This window comes from Aeromonas sp. 601027 (assembly GCF_049174455.1).
GTDB lineage: Bacteria > Pseudomonadota > Gammaproteobacteria > Enterobacterales > Aeromonadaceae > Aeromonas > Aeromonas veronii_A.
Genome location: NZ_JAAKTN010000013.1, coordinates 26,043 through 44,975 on the forward strand (window position 1 = coordinate 26,043; position 18,933 = coordinate 44,975).

Annotated in this window: 15 protein-coding genes; 8 read left to right on the forward strand and 7 right to left on the reverse strand. The window is 59.2% G+C overall.

All coding sequences use genetic code 11. From position 1 onward, the window contains the following. The first annotated feature begins 16 nt into the window (after positions 1–16). From G5193_RS16085 to G5193_RS16095, 3 genes are all read left to right on the forward strand, one after another. Positions 17–763, forward strand: coding sequence for a substrate-binding periplasmic protein (locus G5193_RS16085; protein WP_421206399.1), 747 nt, complete (start codon positions 17–19; stop codon positions 761–763). 130 nt (positions 764–893) lie between these two features. After that, complete coding sequence (locus G5193_RS16090) at positions 894–1,640, forward strand: substrate-binding periplasmic protein (protein ID WP_421206401.1); 747 nt, start codon at positions 894–896, stop codon at positions 1,638–1,640. A 139-nt stretch (positions 1,641–1,779) separates the two neighbouring features. Next, complete coding sequence (locus G5193_RS16095; RefSeq protein WP_421206403.1) at positions 1,780–2,535, forward strand: substrate-binding periplasmic protein; 756 nt, start codon at positions 1,780–1,782, stop codon at positions 2,533–2,535. A gap of 391 nt (positions 2,536–2,926) precedes the next feature. Here the strand turns inward: G5193_RS16095 and G5193_RS16100 are convergent, their stop codons facing one another. Genes G5193_RS16100 through G5193_RS16110 form a run of 3 tightly spaced genes read right to left on the reverse strand, consistent with a single transcriptional unit; the run spans position 2,927 to position 8,038 of the window. Further along, positions 2,927–4,912, reverse strand: a complete 1,986-nt coding sequence (locus tag G5193_RS16100; protein ID WP_421206405.1) for an MtrB/PioB family decaheme-associated outer membrane protein — start codon at positions 4,910–4,912, stop codon at positions 2,927–2,929. Positions 4,913–4,923: 11 nt separating this feature from the next. After that, a complete protein-coding gene (locus tag G5193_RS16105) occupies positions 4,924–5,898 on the reverse strand; it encodes a DmsE family decaheme c-type cytochrome (protein WP_421206407.1) in 975 nt (324 codons plus the stop codon). 55 nt (positions 5,899–5,953) lie between these two features. Next, entirely contained in the window at positions 5,954–8,038 is a 2,085-nt protein-coding gene (locus tag G5193_RS16110) for an OmcA/MtrC family decaheme c-type cytochrome (RefSeq protein WP_421206409.1), read from the reverse strand. A gap of 246 nt (positions 8,039–8,284) precedes the next feature. On the opposite strand from G5193_RS16110, the gene pdsA reads away from it, so the two are divergent. From pdsA to nrfD, 4 genes are all read left to right on the forward strand, one after another. Continuing rightward, positions 8,285–8,896, forward strand: coding sequence for a periplasmic diheme shuttle PdsA (gene pdsA, locus G5193_RS16115; RefSeq protein ID WP_421206411.1), 612 nt, complete (start codon positions 8,285–8,287; stop codon positions 8,894–8,896). A gap of 153 nt (positions 8,897–9,049) precedes the next feature. Beyond that, positions 9,050–9,670, forward strand: coding sequence for a cytochrome c nitrite reductase pentaheme subunit (nrfB, locus tag G5193_RS16120; protein ID WP_005346804.1), 621 nt, complete (start codon positions 9,050–9,052; stop codon positions 9,668–9,670). Next, positions 9,667–10,335: an Nrf-like electron transfer protein NetC gene (gene netC, locus G5193_RS16125; RefSeq protein ID WP_421206413.1), complete on the forward strand. Its 669-nt coding sequence runs from the start codon at positions 9,667–9,669 to the stop codon at positions 10,333–10,335. Before nrfB ends, netC begins: the two co-directional genes overlap by 4 nt. 69 nt (positions 10,336–10,404) lie before the next feature. Beyond that, the gene (gene nrfD / locus G5193_RS16130) at positions 10,405–11,358 is read left to right on the forward strand and encodes a cytochrome c nitrite reductase subunit NrfD (protein WP_421206415.1); all 954 of its coding nucleotides are present in this window, start codon (positions 10,405–10,407) and stop codon (positions 11,356–11,358) included. A gap of 177 nt (positions 11,359–11,535) precedes the next feature. On the opposite strand, the gene G5193_RS16135 is transcribed toward nrfD, so the two are convergent. From G5193_RS16135 to G5193_RS16150, 4 genes are all read right to left on the reverse strand, one after another. Further along, positions 11,536–14,970 carry an ImpA family metalloprotease gene (locus G5193_RS16135; protein WP_421206417.1) on the reverse strand — a complete coding sequence of 1,145 codons (3,435 nt, stop codon included), beginning with the start codon at positions 14,968–14,970 and terminating at the stop codon, positions 11,536–11,538. Between the two features lie 279 nt (positions 14,971–15,249). After that, positions 15,250–16,005: a UDP-2,3-diacylglucosamine diphosphatase gene (gene lpxH / locus G5193_RS16140; protein WP_421206419.1), complete on the reverse strand. Its 756-nt coding sequence runs from the start codon at positions 16,003–16,005 to the stop codon at positions 15,250–15,252. Continuing rightward, positions 16,002–16,799: a DUF4269 domain-containing protein gene (locus G5193_RS16145; RefSeq protein ID WP_421206421.1), complete on the reverse strand. Its 798-nt coding sequence runs from the start codon at positions 16,797–16,799 to the stop codon at positions 16,002–16,004. Before G5193_RS16145 ends, lpxH begins: the two co-directional genes overlap by 4 nt. Further along, positions 16,789–17,286, reverse strand: a complete 498-nt coding sequence (locus G5193_RS16150; RefSeq protein WP_005337417.1) for a peptidylprolyl isomerase — start codon at positions 17,284–17,286, stop codon at positions 16,789–16,791. The genes G5193_RS16145 and G5193_RS16150 overlap by 11 nt, the downstream gene beginning before the upstream one ends. A gap of 212 nt (positions 17,287–17,498) precedes the next feature. Here G5193_RS16150 and cysS point away from each other — a divergent pair, with 212 nt between their 5' ends. Further along, a complete protein-coding gene (gene cysS, locus G5193_RS16155; RefSeq protein WP_421206423.1) occupies positions 17,499–18,875 on the forward strand; it encodes a cysteine--tRNA ligase in 1,377 nt (458 codons plus the stop codon). Positions 18,876–18,933 lie beyond the last annotated feature (58 nt).

Here is an 18,933-nt window from a genome sequence, read left to right on the forward strand (position 1 = left end):
GCTAAGGATGTTCCCAATGAGGATATGGCTGATCTGTCATCTGTTGCTGCTCTGCTGGGCCTCGACGGCCCGGGCTGATCTGGGCAAGCTCGAGTACCTCACCGAAGAGTACCCCCCCTACAACTACAGCGATCCGCAAGGCCAGCCCACCGGCCTTGCGGTCGATCTGCTGCAGATGATCTGGCAACACAGCGGCGTGATGCCCCAGCCGGTGCGCATCCTGCCCTGGGCGCGAGGTTATTACTTGCTAACCCAGAAGCCCAACGTGGTGCTCTTCTCCACCGCCCGCACCCAGGCGCGGGAGGATCTCTTCAAGTGGGTCTGCCCCATCGGCTACTCGGAGTACATACTGCTGGGCCGCAAAGCGCAAAACATCACCCTGACCGCCTTCGATCAGATGAGCCAGTACAAGATCAGCGCGGTGCGCTCGGATGCCGCCGAACAGCTGCTGCTCAACAACGGCATGGATGACAACAACATCATCCCGGCCAACCGCCTGTCGCAGGGGTTGAAGATGTTGCTCTCCGGCCGCGCCGACCTGCTCGCCACCAGCAAGCTGGCGGGATATGACGCCATCCGCGAACTGAAGCTGAGCAGCGACGACTTCAACGTGGCCATGGTGCTGAGCGCCGAGCAGCTCTGCTACGCCTTCAGCCGTCAGGTGCCCGACAGCGAGATCACCCTCTTTCAGCAGGGCCTGACCCGCGCCCTCGCCTCGGCAGAGTTTCGCAAATTGCAGGCCAAATACCTGCCGGTGCGCTGAGCACTCACTCACCCGCTGGGCAGCGGTTCGCTGCCCATTTTATTGATGAAAGATGCAATAGAGGTGGCTAGCTATTCCCGCCACAAGCAGTCAAACTGGGCTACATAGTTGATTGCGAAGGATCTTTCCCGTGCGGACATGGCACCTACCTCATCTGCTACTGCTCTTGTGGGCCACCTTCGCGCAGGCCGATCCGGGCAAACTCGAGTATCTGAGCGAAATCTCTCCCCCGTTTAATTTCAGCGACCAGCAAGGGATGCCAACCGGATTGTCGGTGGAGCTGATGCAGCTTATCTGGAAAGCGCGGGGCGTGTCGCCCCAGCCCATCCGCATTCTGCCCTGGGCCCGGGGCTACAACCTGCTGCAACAAAAACCCAATGTGGTGCTGTTTGCCACCGCCCGCACCCCGCAGCGGGAGGCGCTTTTCAAGTGGGCCTGCCCCATCGATCACTCGGAGTTTGTGCTGCTGGGGCGCAAGGCGGACAACATCACCCTCAGCTCCGTGGCCGAGATCAGCCGCTACAAGGTCGGCGTGGTGCGCTCCACCGTCTCCAAACAGCTGCTGCTCGAACGCGGTATCGATGAACGCCAGCTGATGCTTGCCAACCGCCTCACCCAGGCGGCCAAGATGCTCACCTCAGGTCGCGCCGATCTCTTTGCGACCAACAAGCTGGCGGGCTATCAAACCCTGCAACAACTGGGCTTCAAGCCGGATGACTTTCATGTCGCCTTCGTGCTGGATGCCAGACCGCTGTGCTATGCCTTCAGCCGTCAGGTGCCCGACAGCGAGGTCGCCCTCTTTCAGCAGGCGCTGACCCAGGTCGTCGCCTCGGCAGATTTCTCGGCCCTGCAGGCCAAATACCTGCCGCTGCGCTAACGCCCTGATCGCCGCCGACATAGGGCGAAAGATGGCGGCCGCCCCTCGCGCTTTTTTGTCAAACATGCTCCGTCGCCTTGGCGAAATCGGCCAGCTTGGTCACACTTGAGCAGATATTCCCTTGATCAGGATGGCAAAAATGAAACCATGGATTGGATTGGCCGGGGCGCTGCTGACCACCCTCGCACAGGCGAGTCCTGAGCTCGGCAAACTGCACTACATCACCGAAGAGTACAAACCCTACAACTACGCCGATGCCAGCGGCGCCCCCACCGGCCTCGCGGTCGAGCTGCTGCAACTGGTATGGAAAAAGACCAACACGCCGGCGCAGCCCATCACCATCATGCCTTGGGCGCGCGGTTACTACCTGCTGACCCAAAAGCCCAATGCGGTACTCTTCTCCACCGCCCGCACCCAGGCGCGGGATCCTCTGTTCAAATGGGCCTGTCCCATCGGTTACGCCGAAATCGTGCTGGTAGGGTTGGCCGAGCGCAATATCACCATCACCAAGCTCGATGATGCCAAAGCATTCAATATCGGGGCGGTACGGGCTGATGTGGGAGAACAGTTGCTACTCAACAACGGCTTTGACGAGACCAAGCTGATGGCAGCCAATCGGCTGGCACAAGCGCTGAAGATGCTCACCTCAGGTCGGATCGATCTGGTCTCCACCAACAAAACCACCATGGAACAGCTGATCGTCGAGCAAAAACTCGACCCCGCCCGCTTCAAGGAGCAGTGGGTACTTAGCTCGGAGCAGTTCTGCTTCGCCTTCAGCCATCCGGTAAGCGACGAACTGGTCAAAGAGTTCCAGACCGGCTTGACCCAGGTGCTGGCGAGCAGTGAATACCCGCTGCTGCACAGCAAATACTTCCCTGCCCCCGCCGCCAAATAGCGGCGCAGCGAAAAGCGCCAACAACAAGGGGCCCGCTGCGGGCCCCTTCGCTTTTTACCGTTTGCTCTCACCTGGCCACGTACCAGCACAGCAGCAGCCACCTTGTGAAGGGCGATAAGCTGTTCGATATCGAGCCCCACGACGGCGCCATTCACTCCCGCCACTTGTCGCCCACCATCACCCGATCGGCCCGTTCGGCGCCACACAAGATCAGCGGCCTAACGTCGCAGTGCCGCCATGCAACCCAGCTGCTGGGAAGATCTGAAATATAGAAAATCAATTAGATAGCAACATGCCTCGCGGCATCCAGGCATCAATTGCTATCCGCATTCGGGTGTCTGTGCCGGGCATGAAAAAGGGGAGCCAGGCTCCCCTTGTGGCACTTGCGGCGTTAGAACTTGTAGAGCCAGGAGATAGCGGTGAAGTAACCGTTATAGTTCTGGTTAACATGACCCATGCTGTACTCCTCACCGGTGTAGAGGTAGTCCACATCGTGGTAGAGCTCGTAGCGCATATCCCAGCGCAGTGACTGCTTCTCGTCGAGCTGATAGAGGGCATAGCCTTCCAGACGGTGTTGCTTGCTGGTCAGGTCGGGGTAGTCATAACCCTTGCTGGCATCTGTCTGGCCACGGCCATAGGAGAAGCTGTAATCCACCCCCAGTTCCAGCGCCAAATCAAACGCCTTCTTCTGGCTTAGACCCACTCCCAGAGTAGTGATTTGGTCACGAACCCGGGTCGAATAGGGATCCCAGTCCGGGGCACCGGTGTAAGCATGGTTCTGGCTTGAGGTGATCCACTGTACATTGCTGAAGAGATGGCCACTGAGATTCTCATCAAACTGCTGGTTAAGGGTCAGATCGATACCATAGTCCTCCCCTTCACTGAGTCCGATGTCAGGCTCCGGATAGTTTGCCCGTGCCCACCACCCTTCCAGCGAGGAGCTTAACTGCTCGCTGAAGGCATACTGCAGATCGCCACGCAGCTCGAACCTGTCACGATTGGCCAGATAGAACTGACGCAAGGTCGGGCTGACATTGGTATTGTTATTCTTCCACTCAGAGCCATCCCGGGTGCTCCAGGAGAGTTTCCCCCCCAGTTGCAGATCACCCACCGGGCGATAGCGACTCTTGAGGAACAATGTCTGCTCATCCGTCTTGCGACGATCCGCGTACTCCCGTTCATCGGCACGATACTGGTAACCCCCGGTTACCTTGACCGATCGACTAAGGCGGTAATCCGCTTCCAGATTGGCTTTACTGTGAGAACGATCCCCCGGCTGCCGTTGTTTGCCAATAACAACCTGCTTGTCCGAGTTGTCCTGCCGATCCCGGTATTCGCCCCCGGCACGCAGAGTCAAATCCCGGCCAAAACGCCCCACCCATTTGGCATTGGTCTGGATGGTATCGATCTCGCCATGGAAATCGCTCTGGGTGATCGGCACCTGCCGGAAGGCGGCTAGATTGCCATCCGACGTTGCTCGACTGCTGAGAATGCGACCGCTCAGACTCTGCCGGTTCCAGTTGTACTGGCCGGATAAACTGACCTGATGGAAGCTGTTGTCGGGTTCGTAAGCCCGCTCATTGGCATAGGGGTCGCTGGCCGAACCGAAATAGAATGCGGTCTCCTCGTTGCGATAGAGTGAGCCGTTGTAGGCCAGATCAACCAGCCAGCCTTCACCCAGGTAGCTGATGCCACTCTTGACCAGGGTGGTACTGCTGCCATCGACCAGCTTGGGTACAAAGCCCGGCATGCTGCCTATCCCCGGGATACTGGACTGATAAGTGGCCAGCGTTGCCTCTTTTTTCTCATAAGAGAAATCGGCATAAGGGCGCCATGGGCTCTTGGGGGTATAGGCAAGCCCCATAGTCAGCTTCTTGCGGACCACCTCCTTGTCAAATTCGGCCAGCGCACCAGCCGCCATAGGCGCATCGTCAGAGCGATAGACACTCTTGCCATGGCTGTTCCAGTAAAAGGGGGTTTCGGAGTAGCCAATTTTGGCGCGCGCGCCATCATAGAACCCTTGCTCCAGTGACATGCTGAAACGGCGCATTCCAAGATCCCTGGCCTCGAGTGCGCCATAACGGGATCCCTCTCCCCGATACTGCAGGTCAGCGTTAAAGATCCCCAGCATGCCGGTATCGTTGGCGGCGGGCACCCAGTTGCGAAAACGGGTCGCGCCATCATCGTTGATGTAGCCTGTCCCCAGCCCCACCTCACCAAACCAGCCACTCTCGCTTTCACAGGATGCGCAGCGCCAGCGCGCGGTTTTGGCCTCCCTGGCCGATTGCAGGGAGTAATCCTCGACAGCCAGCGGCTCCTCGGTGGCATGGGCCGAGAAGATGGTCAGCAAGGAGAGCCAAAGTGTTGATTGTTTCATGACTTCTCTCCTCAACGTCGCAGGGACTGCCCATTCGGATGGTTGGTCCCGTGGATCTGGTTATGACAATTCAGGCAACTGCCGCCACGTACCTTGAGATCCCCCTCTGGGATGGACACGTTGGCATGGGGGGCGCTGTGACACTCCTGACACAGCTGGGGAACGCGCTTGTTGAGCAGCGCCTGATTGATGGAGCCGTGGGGGCTGTGACACAGGGAGCAATCCTCGGTCACCGGCTCGTGCTCCCACAGGAAGGGGCCCCGCTTCTCGGCATGGCACTCGTAGCAGCTCTCGTTGACGGTCGGCTGTTTCAGACTGGCCTCATTTTGTGACTGGTGCGGGTTGTGGCAACTGGAGCAGGGCATTTCGCCATTCAGGATGGGATGACTGGTGCGCTTGTGCAGATCCGATTTCTCTGCGGCATGGCAGCTGGCACAGGTCTCGACCTGTTTCTTGCTGTCCATCACCGGATCCTTGGCCTGGTGCAATGTGTGGCAGCTGGTACAGGAGAGATCCTCCACCGCATGAACACTGGCATGCCAGCCCATCCGGTTGGTATCGGTGTGACAGGAGAGACAGACGCTGTTCTGCTTCTCGACCGGCACAGGTGAATCGGGACCAAAGGTGATCATCGGCTCCCGTTTCTCTCCTTTGCGAGGATTGCGCGTGTGGTTACCTGCCGGACCATGACAAGCTTCACACTGCCGGTCGGCCATGGGGCCATTCTGGTTGCCCAGATTGCCGTGCACACTGTGGAATATGCCGGTCGCGGGTTTGCGTGAATCTGAATCGTGGCACTTGAGGCAGGTATCTGCTCCCTTCGGGGAGTATTTCCCCTGATCAAATTTCTTGTCCAGAGCCAATTCCACCCGGAGGCGCGGATCTGCATCGCCAGCGGGTTGCGCGGCATCGCTCCCGGCCCAGGCTGACAGGCAGCTCAGGGCCAGTATGCCAGCCAATAACCACTGCGAGATGGTCTTTTTCATCTTGTTTCCTTCAACGGCGAAGGGCCAGGGGTTACCCCCTGACCGCAGGATTTCATCAACGGAAGTCGTAGACCTTGTGAACCTTGTCGACCCCCTGCTCCTGCCCGACGGCATGGCAAGAGGCACACTGTTCAACACCGGTTGCGGCTTCGATCGTCTCTGCACCAAAGACGGCGCCGTTATTCTTCATGTGGGTAGCCCACTCATCCCCTGCCACCGGGCTATCCGGCTTGACCAACCCCAGCGGTGATTTGAGGTGACAGCTGGAGCAGACCACCAGCACCGGGCTGAAGTATTTGGGCTGTTTGTTGTCAGCCGTGGTGGCGACCAGAGAGGGGCGCGCGTTCTGCTGGTTGGGCAGGTTGTATTGCCCCTGGGTATGACAGGACTCGCAGTTGCCGATATCGCCCGGGAAGGTAGCACTTCCCCCATGTTTGGCGCCCAGCGCGTGGAAGGAGTGGACGTGATATTTCAGGTCCCCCGGAACCCCCGCATAGAACGAGGTACGGGTCGCGTTGTGGCAACTGGTGCACTGGCTCATATCCTTGGCCGCATGATTGCTCATGTGGACTGCCAGATCCTTGTGACAACTGTTGCAGGAAGCGAGATCGGCTCCGGCCTTGAGCAGATAGCTGCTGTCGATGCCCCCTTCGGCACGGAAGTAGGCGTTGACCGGATTGATGGCGATCAGGGAGAGTGCGCTGGCAGTGCCGCTGCAAGGCAGCAGATCCCCTGCGGCAAACGCCCCGTTGCGATCGGCTTTACGCGCCACACAGACTCTCAGATCGGCGATGGTCGCGGCCAGGGTGCCGTTGACCTCGTTGCCTGTCTCTTTGCTGCACAGGAAGCGACCTGTGCCCTGGCTGACACACTTGCTGAACTCGATCTTGTTGCCAGTGGCGAAAGTCTGCGGGTTGGTGGTGGCCAGCTCGAATCCCTGGCCCTGATCCCAATTGACCAGAATGGCCGGATTGCCATCTTTGACATATTTAAGCACGTCATTAACGCTCTCGGCCGGCGTACCGTCGACGGTGACGGTCAGTTCGATCTCGATATTGGGAGCGGCATAGCGAACGTCATCGAACGTGAACTGCAGCTTGTCGCGTCCAATCGCCTCGTTGGCCATGTAACCCAGGTGGACCATGTAGGGGGACTTGCTGCTGGCCGGATCAGCGCCATGGCACTGGGTGCAGACTGCGCCACTGTTTATCTTGCCAGTGATGTGAGCATCAAAACCTGTGGAGCTGGTTGAATCGGCATGACAGGCACCACACGCTTTTTCCTGGGCCTGTTGCCAGTTACCGGCATTGAGGGTGGCTGGCGTGGCGTCCTTGTGACAGGTATCGCAGTTGCGCGAGTCTTGCGGGAAGTGGCTGACCGTCTTGGTATCCGTACTATCCAGATTGCCATGGTACTTGTGCACTATGGTCGTCAGAGAGCGGCGGGTAGCAATGGCCGGATTGCTCTCGTTGTGACAGGTGACACAGAGTTTGGGGTCAGCGCGATCCACGTGTTTGATCGCTTGCTTCATGTGACAACTGTTACAACTGCTCTGATCCACGATATCCCGGGTCAAAGCGGCGCGCGTCCCAGCCGGCACCCAGTCCAGCACATAGTTGGTGACGGGGACATTGTTACTGCCACCAAAAAAGATACCCACACGATGAGTCGCCGTTTCATCCCAACTAATCACGCCATTGTTGCTCTGTGAATCAGCAGGATAGGGATCCGACACGGTGGTGGGGTTAATAGCAAAGGTGTAGCGATATTGCCCATTGCCCAGTGACTCCAGCTTGCCGCTGTTTTCACTGGTGGCTTTGCCGGAACGGTAGATAAAACTCTTCCAGATGGCCGGGTCTTCACGTGTGGCATCGCGGCCGGGGATCACCTTGTTGAGGGTGAATGAGGGGATCGTAGCGCCCAGGTCGTAACCCGAGCCCTGTTTGTCCGTCACGTTGAACTGTACCGAGAGCTGACCATCCGGGGTGAGAACCGGTGTCGACGCCGAGATAATCAGAGATCCAGGGGTTCCTGGAGGAGGGGTGGGTGGCTCACTCTTGTCACTGCCATCCCCCCCGCCACCACAGGCCGAGAGGGTGAGCACCATTGCAGCTGCCACCAGCGCTTTCCAGTATTTCATCTTGTTTATCCTTTTTTATCGGATTTTTTATTTCATGTATGAGCTGTGTCAGAAAAGTCCCAAAAACATGCAACATTGAAGCCTTTTGAGCCCCACTTTGGTCAAAAACCATTTCCATCCGAATTATAAGGTTTATGTGGCTCTCGACGTTGACAGAAGTCTCAAAAGCGGGACTAAGCCCACTTTTTCGAATAAAAAAACGGTATAAGCTGTCTTTTGCGATTTTTATGTCAAAAGGAGTGCAAAATGAAGCGAAGCATGAAATGGAAAGTGGTGGGGTTATCTCTGTTGATTGGTTCAATTGGGCCAGCCTTTGCCGGGGTCGACGAGATGGCCAAAACATGTAACGCATGTCACGGTAATCAGGGGATCAGCTCACATACAAATATTCCGACAATCGCCGGAATAGCAGAATCTAATCTTGCGGAGCAGATGCGAAGTTACCTGGATGGCCGCCCTGCTAAGACCGTTAATCATGTCACCGGTGACACCAGCAAACAGGGAAACATGACCGACATTGTTAAGGGTCTTAGCGACGATCAGATCGACGAATTGGCAGCTTACTATGCCGAACTGCCCTACCAGCCGATGAAGCAGCCGTTCGATGCCGCACTGGCCAAAGCCGGGCAAAAACTGCATGAAGAGTCTGGTTGCAAGAAGTGTCACTCCGAAGGTGGCTCCGTTGCCGACGATGAAGCCTCCATCCTCTCCGGTCAGCCAAAAGGTTACATACTGATGGCCCTGCAAGAGTTCAAGGCCGGCAAGCGCAGCAATGACGAGAAGATGAATAACGCCATCATTGCCATGAGTGATGCCGATCTCCAGGCGTTGGCCGAGTACTACGCCAGCCAGCAATAACCAAAGCGGTCAGGTTTATCCATTGATCAAGCCCCCACTCTGTCGTGGGTGGGGGACTCTTGCCCGTTTCTGGCATTTTGGGAGGTATTTGTCGCTCTTTTTCTTGTCAGGGGGTGGATAACGCCGCTGAACCTCTTTGATCCGGAGTCCAGTATGAAAAAAATAATGCAGTGGGCCTTGCTTGCCACGATCTGTCTGGGTGCAAGCGAGTTTGCCCTCGCAGCGACCGCCGTCGAACCAGCGTCTGCTGCCGTCAGCACTGTGGCCGATAGCAGTGCCGCCGATGCACTGGCCGCACGCCAGGCCAAAGCCGCGAAGAAAGCCGCAGCCGAGAAAAAAGCGGCCGCCCGTTTCGCCAAGTGTGACAAGTGCCACGACGGAAACGAGGGGATGCATGGCAAGCATGCCAGCGTCACCAACCCCAATACCAATGAAGCGGTGACCTGTACCAACTGTCACGGCAACCCGTCAGCCCAGCACCGCAAACAGCGTGGCGGCATTGTCGACGTGATGCGCTTTGGCGACGATGCCTTCCCGCTCAGCCAGCAAAACGGCGTCTGCATGAGCTGCCATGAGCCCGATGATCTGCGCAAGGCGCTGTGGGCTCACGACGTGCATGCGACTCGCGTGACCTGCACCAGCTGCCATCAGTTGCACCCGGCCAAAGAGCCCATGGTCGGCATCCCCGAGAAGGCCCGCATCAAGCTGTGCGTCGACTGCCACAGCAAGCAGCATGAGGCCAGGCAGCAAGCCGCGGCCAAGGAGGGCGCATGAGCACGACCCGTCGCGAGTTTATGGTGGGGATGAGTGCCAGCGCCTTGATCCTGATGACGGGGTCGCCCCGCGCCCTGGCCAACAGCATGACCATCGGGGGGGGGCGCTACGGCATGATCCACGATGAGACAGCCTGCATCGGTTGTACCGCCTGCATGGATGCCTGCCGGGAAGTCAATCAGGTGCCACAAGGGGTAGCCCGCCTGCAGATCCTGCGCTCCGGCCCTGTGGGTGAATATCCGGATCAGGAGTACCGGTTTTTCCGCAAGTCCTGCCAGCACTGTGATAACGCCCCCTGTGTGCATGTCTGCCCGACGGGTGCATCCCATATCCGGGCCGAGGATGGCATCGTCGACATTAACCCCGATCTCTGTGTCGGCTGCCGCTACTGTCTGGCGGCCTGCCCTTATCAGGTACGCTTTATCAACCCGGTCACCCGCATTGCCGACAAGTGCGACTTTTGCCGCAAAACCAATCTGGCCAACGGCAAGCAACCCGCCTGTGTCGAAGCCTGCCCTACCAAGGCGCTGGTGTTCGGCAATCTGGATGATCCTCACAGCCCGATCGCCAGACGGCTGGTGCATGAAACCACCTATCGCTACAAACAGTTCCTCGGCACCTCGCCCAAGATGTATCGGGTACCGAAAGGGGAGGTAAAATCATGAGTCCTCATAACCCGCATCATGACGGTATCCCTCTGCAGATGGTGAGTAGCGAAACGGGAGGTATGTACCATGTGGCATAACGCATTTCACTTCGACTCACTGGTCTGGGATGGTCCCATCGCCATCTACCTCTTTCTGCTGGGGATCTCCGCCGGTTCAGTCACCCTCTCGGTGCTGTTGCGCCAGCGCGGGGCCGGCAGCGAGAGCGGCATCATCAGGGCGACCGCCATTCTGGCCCCGCTCAGCGTGATACTGGGGCTGCTGATCCTCATCTTCCACCTGGCTCGTCCCTGGACCTTCTGGAAGCTGATGTTCCACTATCAGTTCGATTCCGTGATGTCGATGGGGGTCATGCTGTTTCAGGTCTATATGACGGTGTTGTTTGCCTGGCTGGCGGTGGTCTTCAGAGCCGAGATCGAGGGGTTGCGGCGGCACCTGCTGGCGGACAGGTTCGCCTTCATCGATACCCTGATAGGCAAGATGGCACAGATCGAGCGACTGCTTACTCCCCTGTTGTTGTTGCTGGCCGTACTGCTGGGGGCCTATACCGGCTTCCTGCTCTCGGCGCTCAAGACCTACCCCATGCTCAATAACCCGATCCTGCCGGCGCTGTTTCTGGTATCCGGTATCAGCTCAGGGGTCGCCTCCACCATCTTGCTGGCGGTGACTCTGTTCAAGGAGAGCAGCCATAGCAAGGGGGTGAGCTTTGTGCACCGCTTCGAGCGTCCCATGGTGGCTATCGAGATCTTCTTGCTGGTCTGCTTCTTCACCGGCCTCTACTTCGGTGGCGGCCAGCGGGAGGCAGCGATGTGGGCGGCCATAGGCGGCGGCTTCTGGTCGCAGGTCTTCTGGTTTGGCGTGATTGGCATCGGCATCCTGCTTCCCCAACTGTTGGGGCTGTTCAGCTCGCCAGCTCGCCAGCACCAGCGCTCCCACCTGGTGCTGGTCTGCAGCCTGAGCCTGGTGGGGATCTTGCTGCTGCGCTACTTCATCCTCTATGCCGGTCAGATGACGGTGCTGTAACATTGCTGCGTGGATGGGCCAGAGATGTGTTTAGTCCTTACACAGGCTTACACATTTTCGGCTCGTTCTTCTCCACGCAGACTCCCCAACCTTCTCGGCATCCACCATGGGGCCAAAGGCCGGATAAACAACAAGCGCCCAGCCGGGCGCTTGTCGTAGTTATCGTGATGACCGGATTCAGGGTGTTGGGCAGGCGCTTGGCGAGCCACTGTTGCGGGGCCAGAGGGTGGATCCGTCGCTTTCGGAGAGCGGCAGGAATGTGACCCCTTCGCTCATGTTGGCTGGGGGCAGGTTATCCTCCAGCACATACATCCCCATCGGCAGGCTGCCATAACGCTGGTTGGCCTGCACCTGAGCGACCGCGAGGCTGGAGTAACGCAGGCCGAGCAGATCGAAGTGATTGCGCCAGTCCCAGCCGGTGAGCCGACTGAGTGCAACCAGCATAAAGTCATTGCCCGGTATGTCGCGCACCCGTTTGCCGCCATAGACCGCATGCCCCGAGTAGGGGAACAAGCTAAAGCCGAGCCTATCCTTGCTGGCATTCCACAGCGCTTCACTGTCGGCTGCCGCGCCGAAGATCCGTGAATGCTGATAGAGCAGGGTGAAGATAGTGAAGCCATCGTTCAGACGGGTGCCATCAGTCAGGAGCATACGGTGGGCGCGTAATGCCATCTGGATATAAAACGCCATGCGATAGCCGTTGTGGACGGCGTAGGCATTGCTCTTCCAGGGGGCTTCGTAGCGACTCTCGCCGGTATCGAGCACCTGGCAGTTGGCCCCGAGCACGACGCGGTTGCCACTCCTGTCCCGTACCTGCGCCGCATCAGACATGAACACATAGAAGAGATCCTTGTGATTCATGTGCCCATCCTTGATGGGCGCCGTGTTGCCATCTCTCAGATAATGGGCGCGCCACTTCACCACATAAGGGAAGATGTTGTTGGAGTTTTCCCCCGCCCGGCTGCCATAGCCACTCCAGTTGTCGGCATCGCCTGCCGCAGCGTACTGCACGTTCAACCGGTTGGTCTGCAGGTTGTGGCCAAGTTCGTGATTGTCGAGCCAGCCGGTCGGACTGATGCTGCCGGAAGAGTCCCACGGGTTGCCACTGCAACCACTGCCGCAATGGGCATTCTGGTCATAGTTGGCATGCTGGATGATGGTGCGGGTATGAATCGACTCATCGAGACAACCCTCCCCCAGCAGTGCCACGCAGGCGTTTTTAACATCCGCAGGCAGCGACTCATCGAGCCCCTTGCCCTGAATTTTCAGGCCCGCCAGGGTGTAGACGCCATTGATGTGATCCCGGGCGATGCTGTCGAGCAGGGCATTGGTGTCGGGGATGACGCCACCCACCGCCTTGGTGAAGCGATCCCGGCGTAGATGCTGTTCGGCGCCATCGGCCCGCAGATCGATATGGGGCAGCTCGGTTTGTTCCAGCCGCTCGTTGAACTCGCGTATCTGCTGCTCATCACTGAAATCCATGATGGCCGGATGACGGGTGACGCCCGTGGCGCTTACCTGGACGGCCAGCGATGCTGCCCCCCCTTCCAGATAGAGGTAGATAGGGCCGCCATAAGGAGAGGTGAAGGTGACGCTGCCCCCCTTGGCCAAGATCAGTCGTCCGGTGGTCAGCTCCAGCGGGGCTCGATAGATCTTCTGCTCATAGGCGCGATTGGTGTTGGGCCTGTGGTAGTTGAGTCGGACGGTAGCAGACACATCGGCGTTATCGGTGCGTCTCAGGGTGATGGTTTGTCCCGGCAGGGCATACCAGCCGGTGGTGGTCCACTGCCCGCTGTAGGGAACCGCAATGCGCCGACTGTCGGTGAGCGTTGCGGGATAGGCGTAGTGAGCTGCTTGTCCCTTCACCACCTTGTTGCGATCGGTGACGTACTCCCCCAGATCGGGCTGGGCCGGGGTTCGGGTGCGGGCATAGCTCACCAGCCAGTCGGCAAACATCGCCTGCTGCCAGGATTGATGTTCATCCCAGGCAATCGGGTAGTCGATGGCGGCACGGTATTTGTCGGCCAGCAGCAGGGTGGCGGGCAACAGTGTCACGCCGTCACGGGCAAAGGGACTGATCCCGGCCTTGTCGAGGGTGATGGCCGCATTTCTCAGCCAGTCGGCACCCAGCTTGAACTGCTGGTTGAAGCTCTCCGAGCCACCGCAATTGATAAAGTTGCCGCCGCAGCTATCGAGCCACTGGGTAGTGAAGTTGCGATCCAGAAGGTTGCCAAGCAGGGTATCGACCGCCATCAGCTGGGCGTCGGGTGCCATGATGGTGTTCACTGCCAGATCGCTGGCTCTGAGTTTTGACCAGTAGTTGCCCCAGGTGACCAGCCCCATATCGAGATAGAGGGGGCTTAGCAGCGGGCTGGCATCGCGCCGATAGTTGGAGAGCAGCAGCGGGATCCCGGCCGCTTTGGCCTTGGCGATCCCCTGTGCGATCCCCTGATACCCCAGCCCCTGGCGGTCGATATCGCTGATCACGATAAGCTCCGGCGCCATGGTATCGATACAGTCGCTCAGCGCCTGATAATCGCAGGTATTGGCCGGGTTGATGCTGTGCTTGTCGGGATAGATCGCCTTGAGCCAGTCACGCACGCCTTCGTTATGGGGAAAATAGACGCTATCGGCGCGGCTTGGCATCTGGGCGGTGAGGATGCGCAGGCCATCGCTATCCTTGCCCCGGGTCAGCCAGCCAATCAGCCCCTTGAGCAGCGCCTCGCTCTGCGCTGTGCGGTCAACGGAAAACAGGTTCGCCCCCATGGCGGCCTGACGGTAATCGGCTTGCTCGGAGACCATCACCAGACCCCGGATTTCGCTCTCCCCCTTGCCATTGATGTTGGAGGGGAGCAGGGTCACCGTGCTCTCCGGCTGGAAGCTGGAAAAGGTGATGGAGTCGTGGCTCGGGTTCCAGCTGATCTGTGCCATTCCCTGATAGAGGCTGCGAACCAGCTCGGTGCGGTGCGCCTCACTGTCGGCAATCGCCGCACGGGCATGGGCGATCAGGGATTGCTCGCTGGCAAGGGTATGATCTTCCCGGGCAATCGCATTGGCGGCATCGCTGATAAAGCGGGCCGAGATCTGACAATCAGCGCGCATGGGTGCTGTGGTGTAGGTATTACCCGTCAGGGTGCCCTCACACCCAGTGACCTGCGCCAGTACGAAGCCACTCTCGGGCTGCACGGTGAAACGGCCCTGTTCACCGGCGTTCAGACGCAGGGCGTCGGGGCTGAGTGCGCCCCCCTGAGATGCTTGGGTGGTGGCGTTGAAATAGACGGCGGCACTCTCCTGCGTGAAGCTGGCCGAGATCTGGCAATCGCTGCGCATGGGTCCAGTGGTATAGGTGAGGCCGTCCAGGGTGCCATCACAGCCGCTTATCTCGGTCAGGAGGTAACCGCTGTCAGCCTGTACCGAGAAGCGCCCCTGTTCACCCGCCGCCAACCGCAGGCTGGTGGGGTTCAACTGTCCGCCCGCGCTGCTCTGGCTGGATGCCTCGAAATAATTGGGGGTGACAGGGGGGCGGATAGGGGTCTCTTCCTGTTCGCCATCACCGCCGCCACAGCCTGTGATCAACAGCGCCAGTAAGGGGGTGAGAACCGTCTTTTTCATTGTTTGATACGTTCCTTGTGTTACGACGGGTGGGAGGAGTCGGTAGTCTAATGAGCGGTTTCGTTTATTTCAACGCTGATTGAATGGTTAATTATCTTTATTTTCAGCACCTTGCATGCTTTTTGGTCGATTGCTGCCCTTGCTGGCGCAGCAGAACCGGTACAGATGGGCCGAACAGCCCATAGGCATACCCGAACTCGCCGTTCTACGTCGCTTCACCGGGTTTACAGGGGGGGCGCCGGGCCGCAGGTTTTACCTGCAACCCGCACAGGGGGGATGTCAGACGGATGGATAAGCGGCGGGGTCGATCGTTGCCAGCGCCCGCATCTCCAGCCGCTGCTCGCCGGGGCGGCAGATCAGCACCGAGCCTTGCTCGAACCAGTCTCCCAGCACGATGCGGCGGGCGGGCTGGCCATCAAGGGTGAAGTCGTGGATGGCGGGTCTGTGGGTGTGGCCGTGGATCATCATCCGGCAGTCGTGGGCGCGCAGGGTATCGTCCACCGCCGCGGGCGTCACATCCATGATGATCTGGCTCTTGTGGGCGTTCTCCATCTGGCTTTGGCCGCGCATCTTGCAGGCGATGGCCTGACGGCGGGCGAGCGGCAGCCGCAAAAAGAGCCAGCGCAGCCACTTGAGCTGGGTGATGCGACGAAACTTCTGATACCCCTCATCCAGGGTGCAGAGCAGATCGCCGTGGCTCAGCACTACCCGCTCCCCATAGAGGTCGATCACGCAAGGGTCACCCAGCAGGGTCATCCCCGCGCACTTGGCAAACTGCTGGCCCAGCAGAAAGTCGCGGTTGCCGTGGATAAAGTAGATGGGCACGTTCTGCTGGCTCAGGGCCAAAAAGGCATCGGCCATCTGTTGATGGAGCGGATTGGGGTCATCATCGCCAATCCAGAATTCGAAGAGATCCCCCAGCACATAAAGGGCATCGGCGCCGGGGGCGTCGTGCTCGAGAAAGCGCACCAGTGCCGCGGTCATATCGGGCCGCTGGGCAGAGAGGTGAATGTCACTGATAAAGAGGGTGCTCATGATGTGGGGATCGGGCTCTCGGTCGAAACAGGGCAAACAGGGGTGGCAGAGATAGTAGACACAACAGGGGACGGATCGTGTGCTGCGGGCGCCATCGCGCTAGTTGAGGTATGGATATCGTCACGGGATGGCGGCTGCCATGACAGCTCGGCCAGATTGCATCCCTCCAGCGTCAGCAGCGCTTCATAAGGATCGCCCTCCAGCCCCAGCAACCGGCACATGGCCGCCTCCCCTTTTAGTCCCTCTTCAAGGCGCAGACGTAGCACGTCACGGTAGAAGGCATCACCAAAACGCTCTAGCAGGGCCGCCATCAAGGTGAGGTGGCGCCAGCCGTTCTGCATCTCGATGGGAGCTGGGGTGACATAGAGCTCCAGTAGCCAGCAGGCATCGCTCTTGTAGCAATCGCTATCGATACTCTTCTGCTCGAGGCAGGAAAAGGTGCGCTCCAGCAGCCAGACATTGTCGCCTTTGTCGCTCGCCTGCCAGCCTTGCTCTGCAAAAGTAGCGGCAAACTCGGCGGGATCTGGATGCTGGCAGAGAATATCGAGATCGCTGCCCGGCCGATCCAGGCCGATGGCGAGCGTGCTCACCAGTGCCATATCGGCGCACTGCGCGGCCAGCTCATCCCACACACCGGCGGTGAGCAGGGCATGGGCCGAGCGCTGGCGCGGGTTGCCGTGGGCCAGATAGTCGAGGCGGCGCCAGTTCGGGCTGGCAGTGGGGGAGGTAGATGGAAAAACTGCGGCCGGGGCCGCAGTTTTGTCAGTGCCGAGTCGGCAGAGATCAGTCAGCAAGGGTCACCTTGGTGATCACCACGTCTTCTACCGGCACGTCCTGGTGGATGCGGCCGTAGTTACCGGTCTTGACGCCCTTGATCTTGTTGACCACGTCCATGCCGGCGGTCACTTCACCGAATACGCAGTAGCCAAAGCCCTGAGTGGTGGCGGATTTGAAGTCGAGGAAGTCGTTGTTGTTCACGTTGATGAAGAACTGGGCGCTGGCAGAGTGCGGCTCCATGGTGCGGGCCATGGCGATGGTGCCGATCTTGTTGGAGAGACCATTGGCCGCTTCGTTCTTGATGGGGGCGCGGGTGTCTTTCTCTTCAAAGCCCGGGGCATAGCCGCCGCCCTGGATCATGAAGCCGTCGATGACGCGGTGGAAAATGGTGTTGTCGTAGTGACCGTCACGGCAGTATTGCAGGAAGTTGGCCACGGTTTCCGGGGCTTTTTCAGCGTTCAGGGTGAGGGTGATGTCGCCGTGATTGGTGTGCAGAGTGACCATGATATGTCCTTTCATTTGATGCGGACGACGAAGTGCCCGCAGGTGTATGGCATAAAGTGGTGGCAATTCTAGCCCATCAGGGGCTGGCGGCATAGTCTCTCTGGCGCCGTAACCGTGCTGGCAGGCGGGATTGGCCACGTTTTCTGCCTCGTTTTCTGCCCCTGAACGGGGTATTATGACCAACCATTTTACTCACAGGCAGTGGTTAGAAGATGCTGAAGATATACAACACACTCACTCGTCAAAAAGAAGAATTCAAACCTATCCACCCGGGCAAGGTGGGCATGTATGTGTGTGGTGTCACCATCTACGATCACTGTCATATCGGCCACGGCCGCACCTTCGTCGCCTTTGATGTGGTCGCTCGCTACCTGCGTTACGCCGGTTATGACCTCACCTACGTGCGCAACATCACCGACGTGGATGACAAGATCATCAAGCGTGCCGCTGAAACCCGCGTCACCTGCGACGAGCTGACCGAGCGTCTGATTGGCGACATGCACGCCGACTTCGACGCCCTCGGCATGGTGCGCCCGGATATCGAACCGCGCGCCACCCAGCACATCGAAGAGATCATCGAGCTGGTGCAATCCCTGCTGGAAAAAGAGCACGCCTACGTGGCGGACAACGGCGATGTGATGTTTATCGTCGAATCCTACGCCGACTACGGCAAGCTCTCCGGCCAGGATCTGGAACAGCTGCAAGCCGGTGCCCGCGTCGACGTGGTTGATGCCAAGCGCAACCCCTTGGACTTCGTGCTGTGGAAGATGTCGAAGCCGGGCGAGCCGACCTGGGAAAGCCCCTGGGGCCCGGGCCGTCCTGGCTGGCACATCGAGTGCTCCGCCATGAACTCCAAGCACCTTGGCAACCACTTCGACATCCACGGCGGCGGCTCCGATCTGCAGTTCCCGCACCACGAGAACGAAATTGCCCAGTCCTGCTGCGCCCACGGTGGCGACTACGTCAACACCTGGATGCACAGCGGCATGGTGATGGTGGATAAAGAGAAGATGTCCAAATCCCTTGGCAACTTCTTCACCATCCGCGACGTGCTGGCCCACTACGACGCCGAAACCGTCCGTTACTTCCTGATGTCTGGCCACTACCGCAGCCAGCTCAACTACTCGGAAGATAACCTCAAGCAAGCCCGCGCCGCGCTGGAGCGGATGTACACCGCCCTGCGCGATCTGCCGGCGGCCGCTGCTGCCGGTGGCGACGAGCAGGTAGCGCGCTTCAAGGACGCGATGGACGACGACTTCAACACCCCGGAAGCCTACTCCGCCCTGTTCGATCTGGTGCGCGAGATCAACCGCCAGAAAGCGGAAGATATGGCCGTTGCCGCCGCGCTGGGCGCCCGTCTGCGCGAGCTGGGCGCCGTGCTCGGCATCCTGCAGCAAGACCCCGAGGCTTTCTTGAAGGGTGATGAAGCGGACGAAGAGGTTGCCGAGATCGAGCGCCTGATCGCCGAGCGCAATCAGGCCCGTGCCGACAAGAACTGGGCTGCGGCGGATGCCGCCCGCAACCGTCTCACCGAGATGGGCATAGTGCTGGAAGACAGCGCCGGCAAGACCAGCTGGCGCCGTGCCTAAGGGCCGCCGGTTGACGACCTGACGCAGAGCGCAGCCCTTGGGCTGCGCTCTTTTTTTC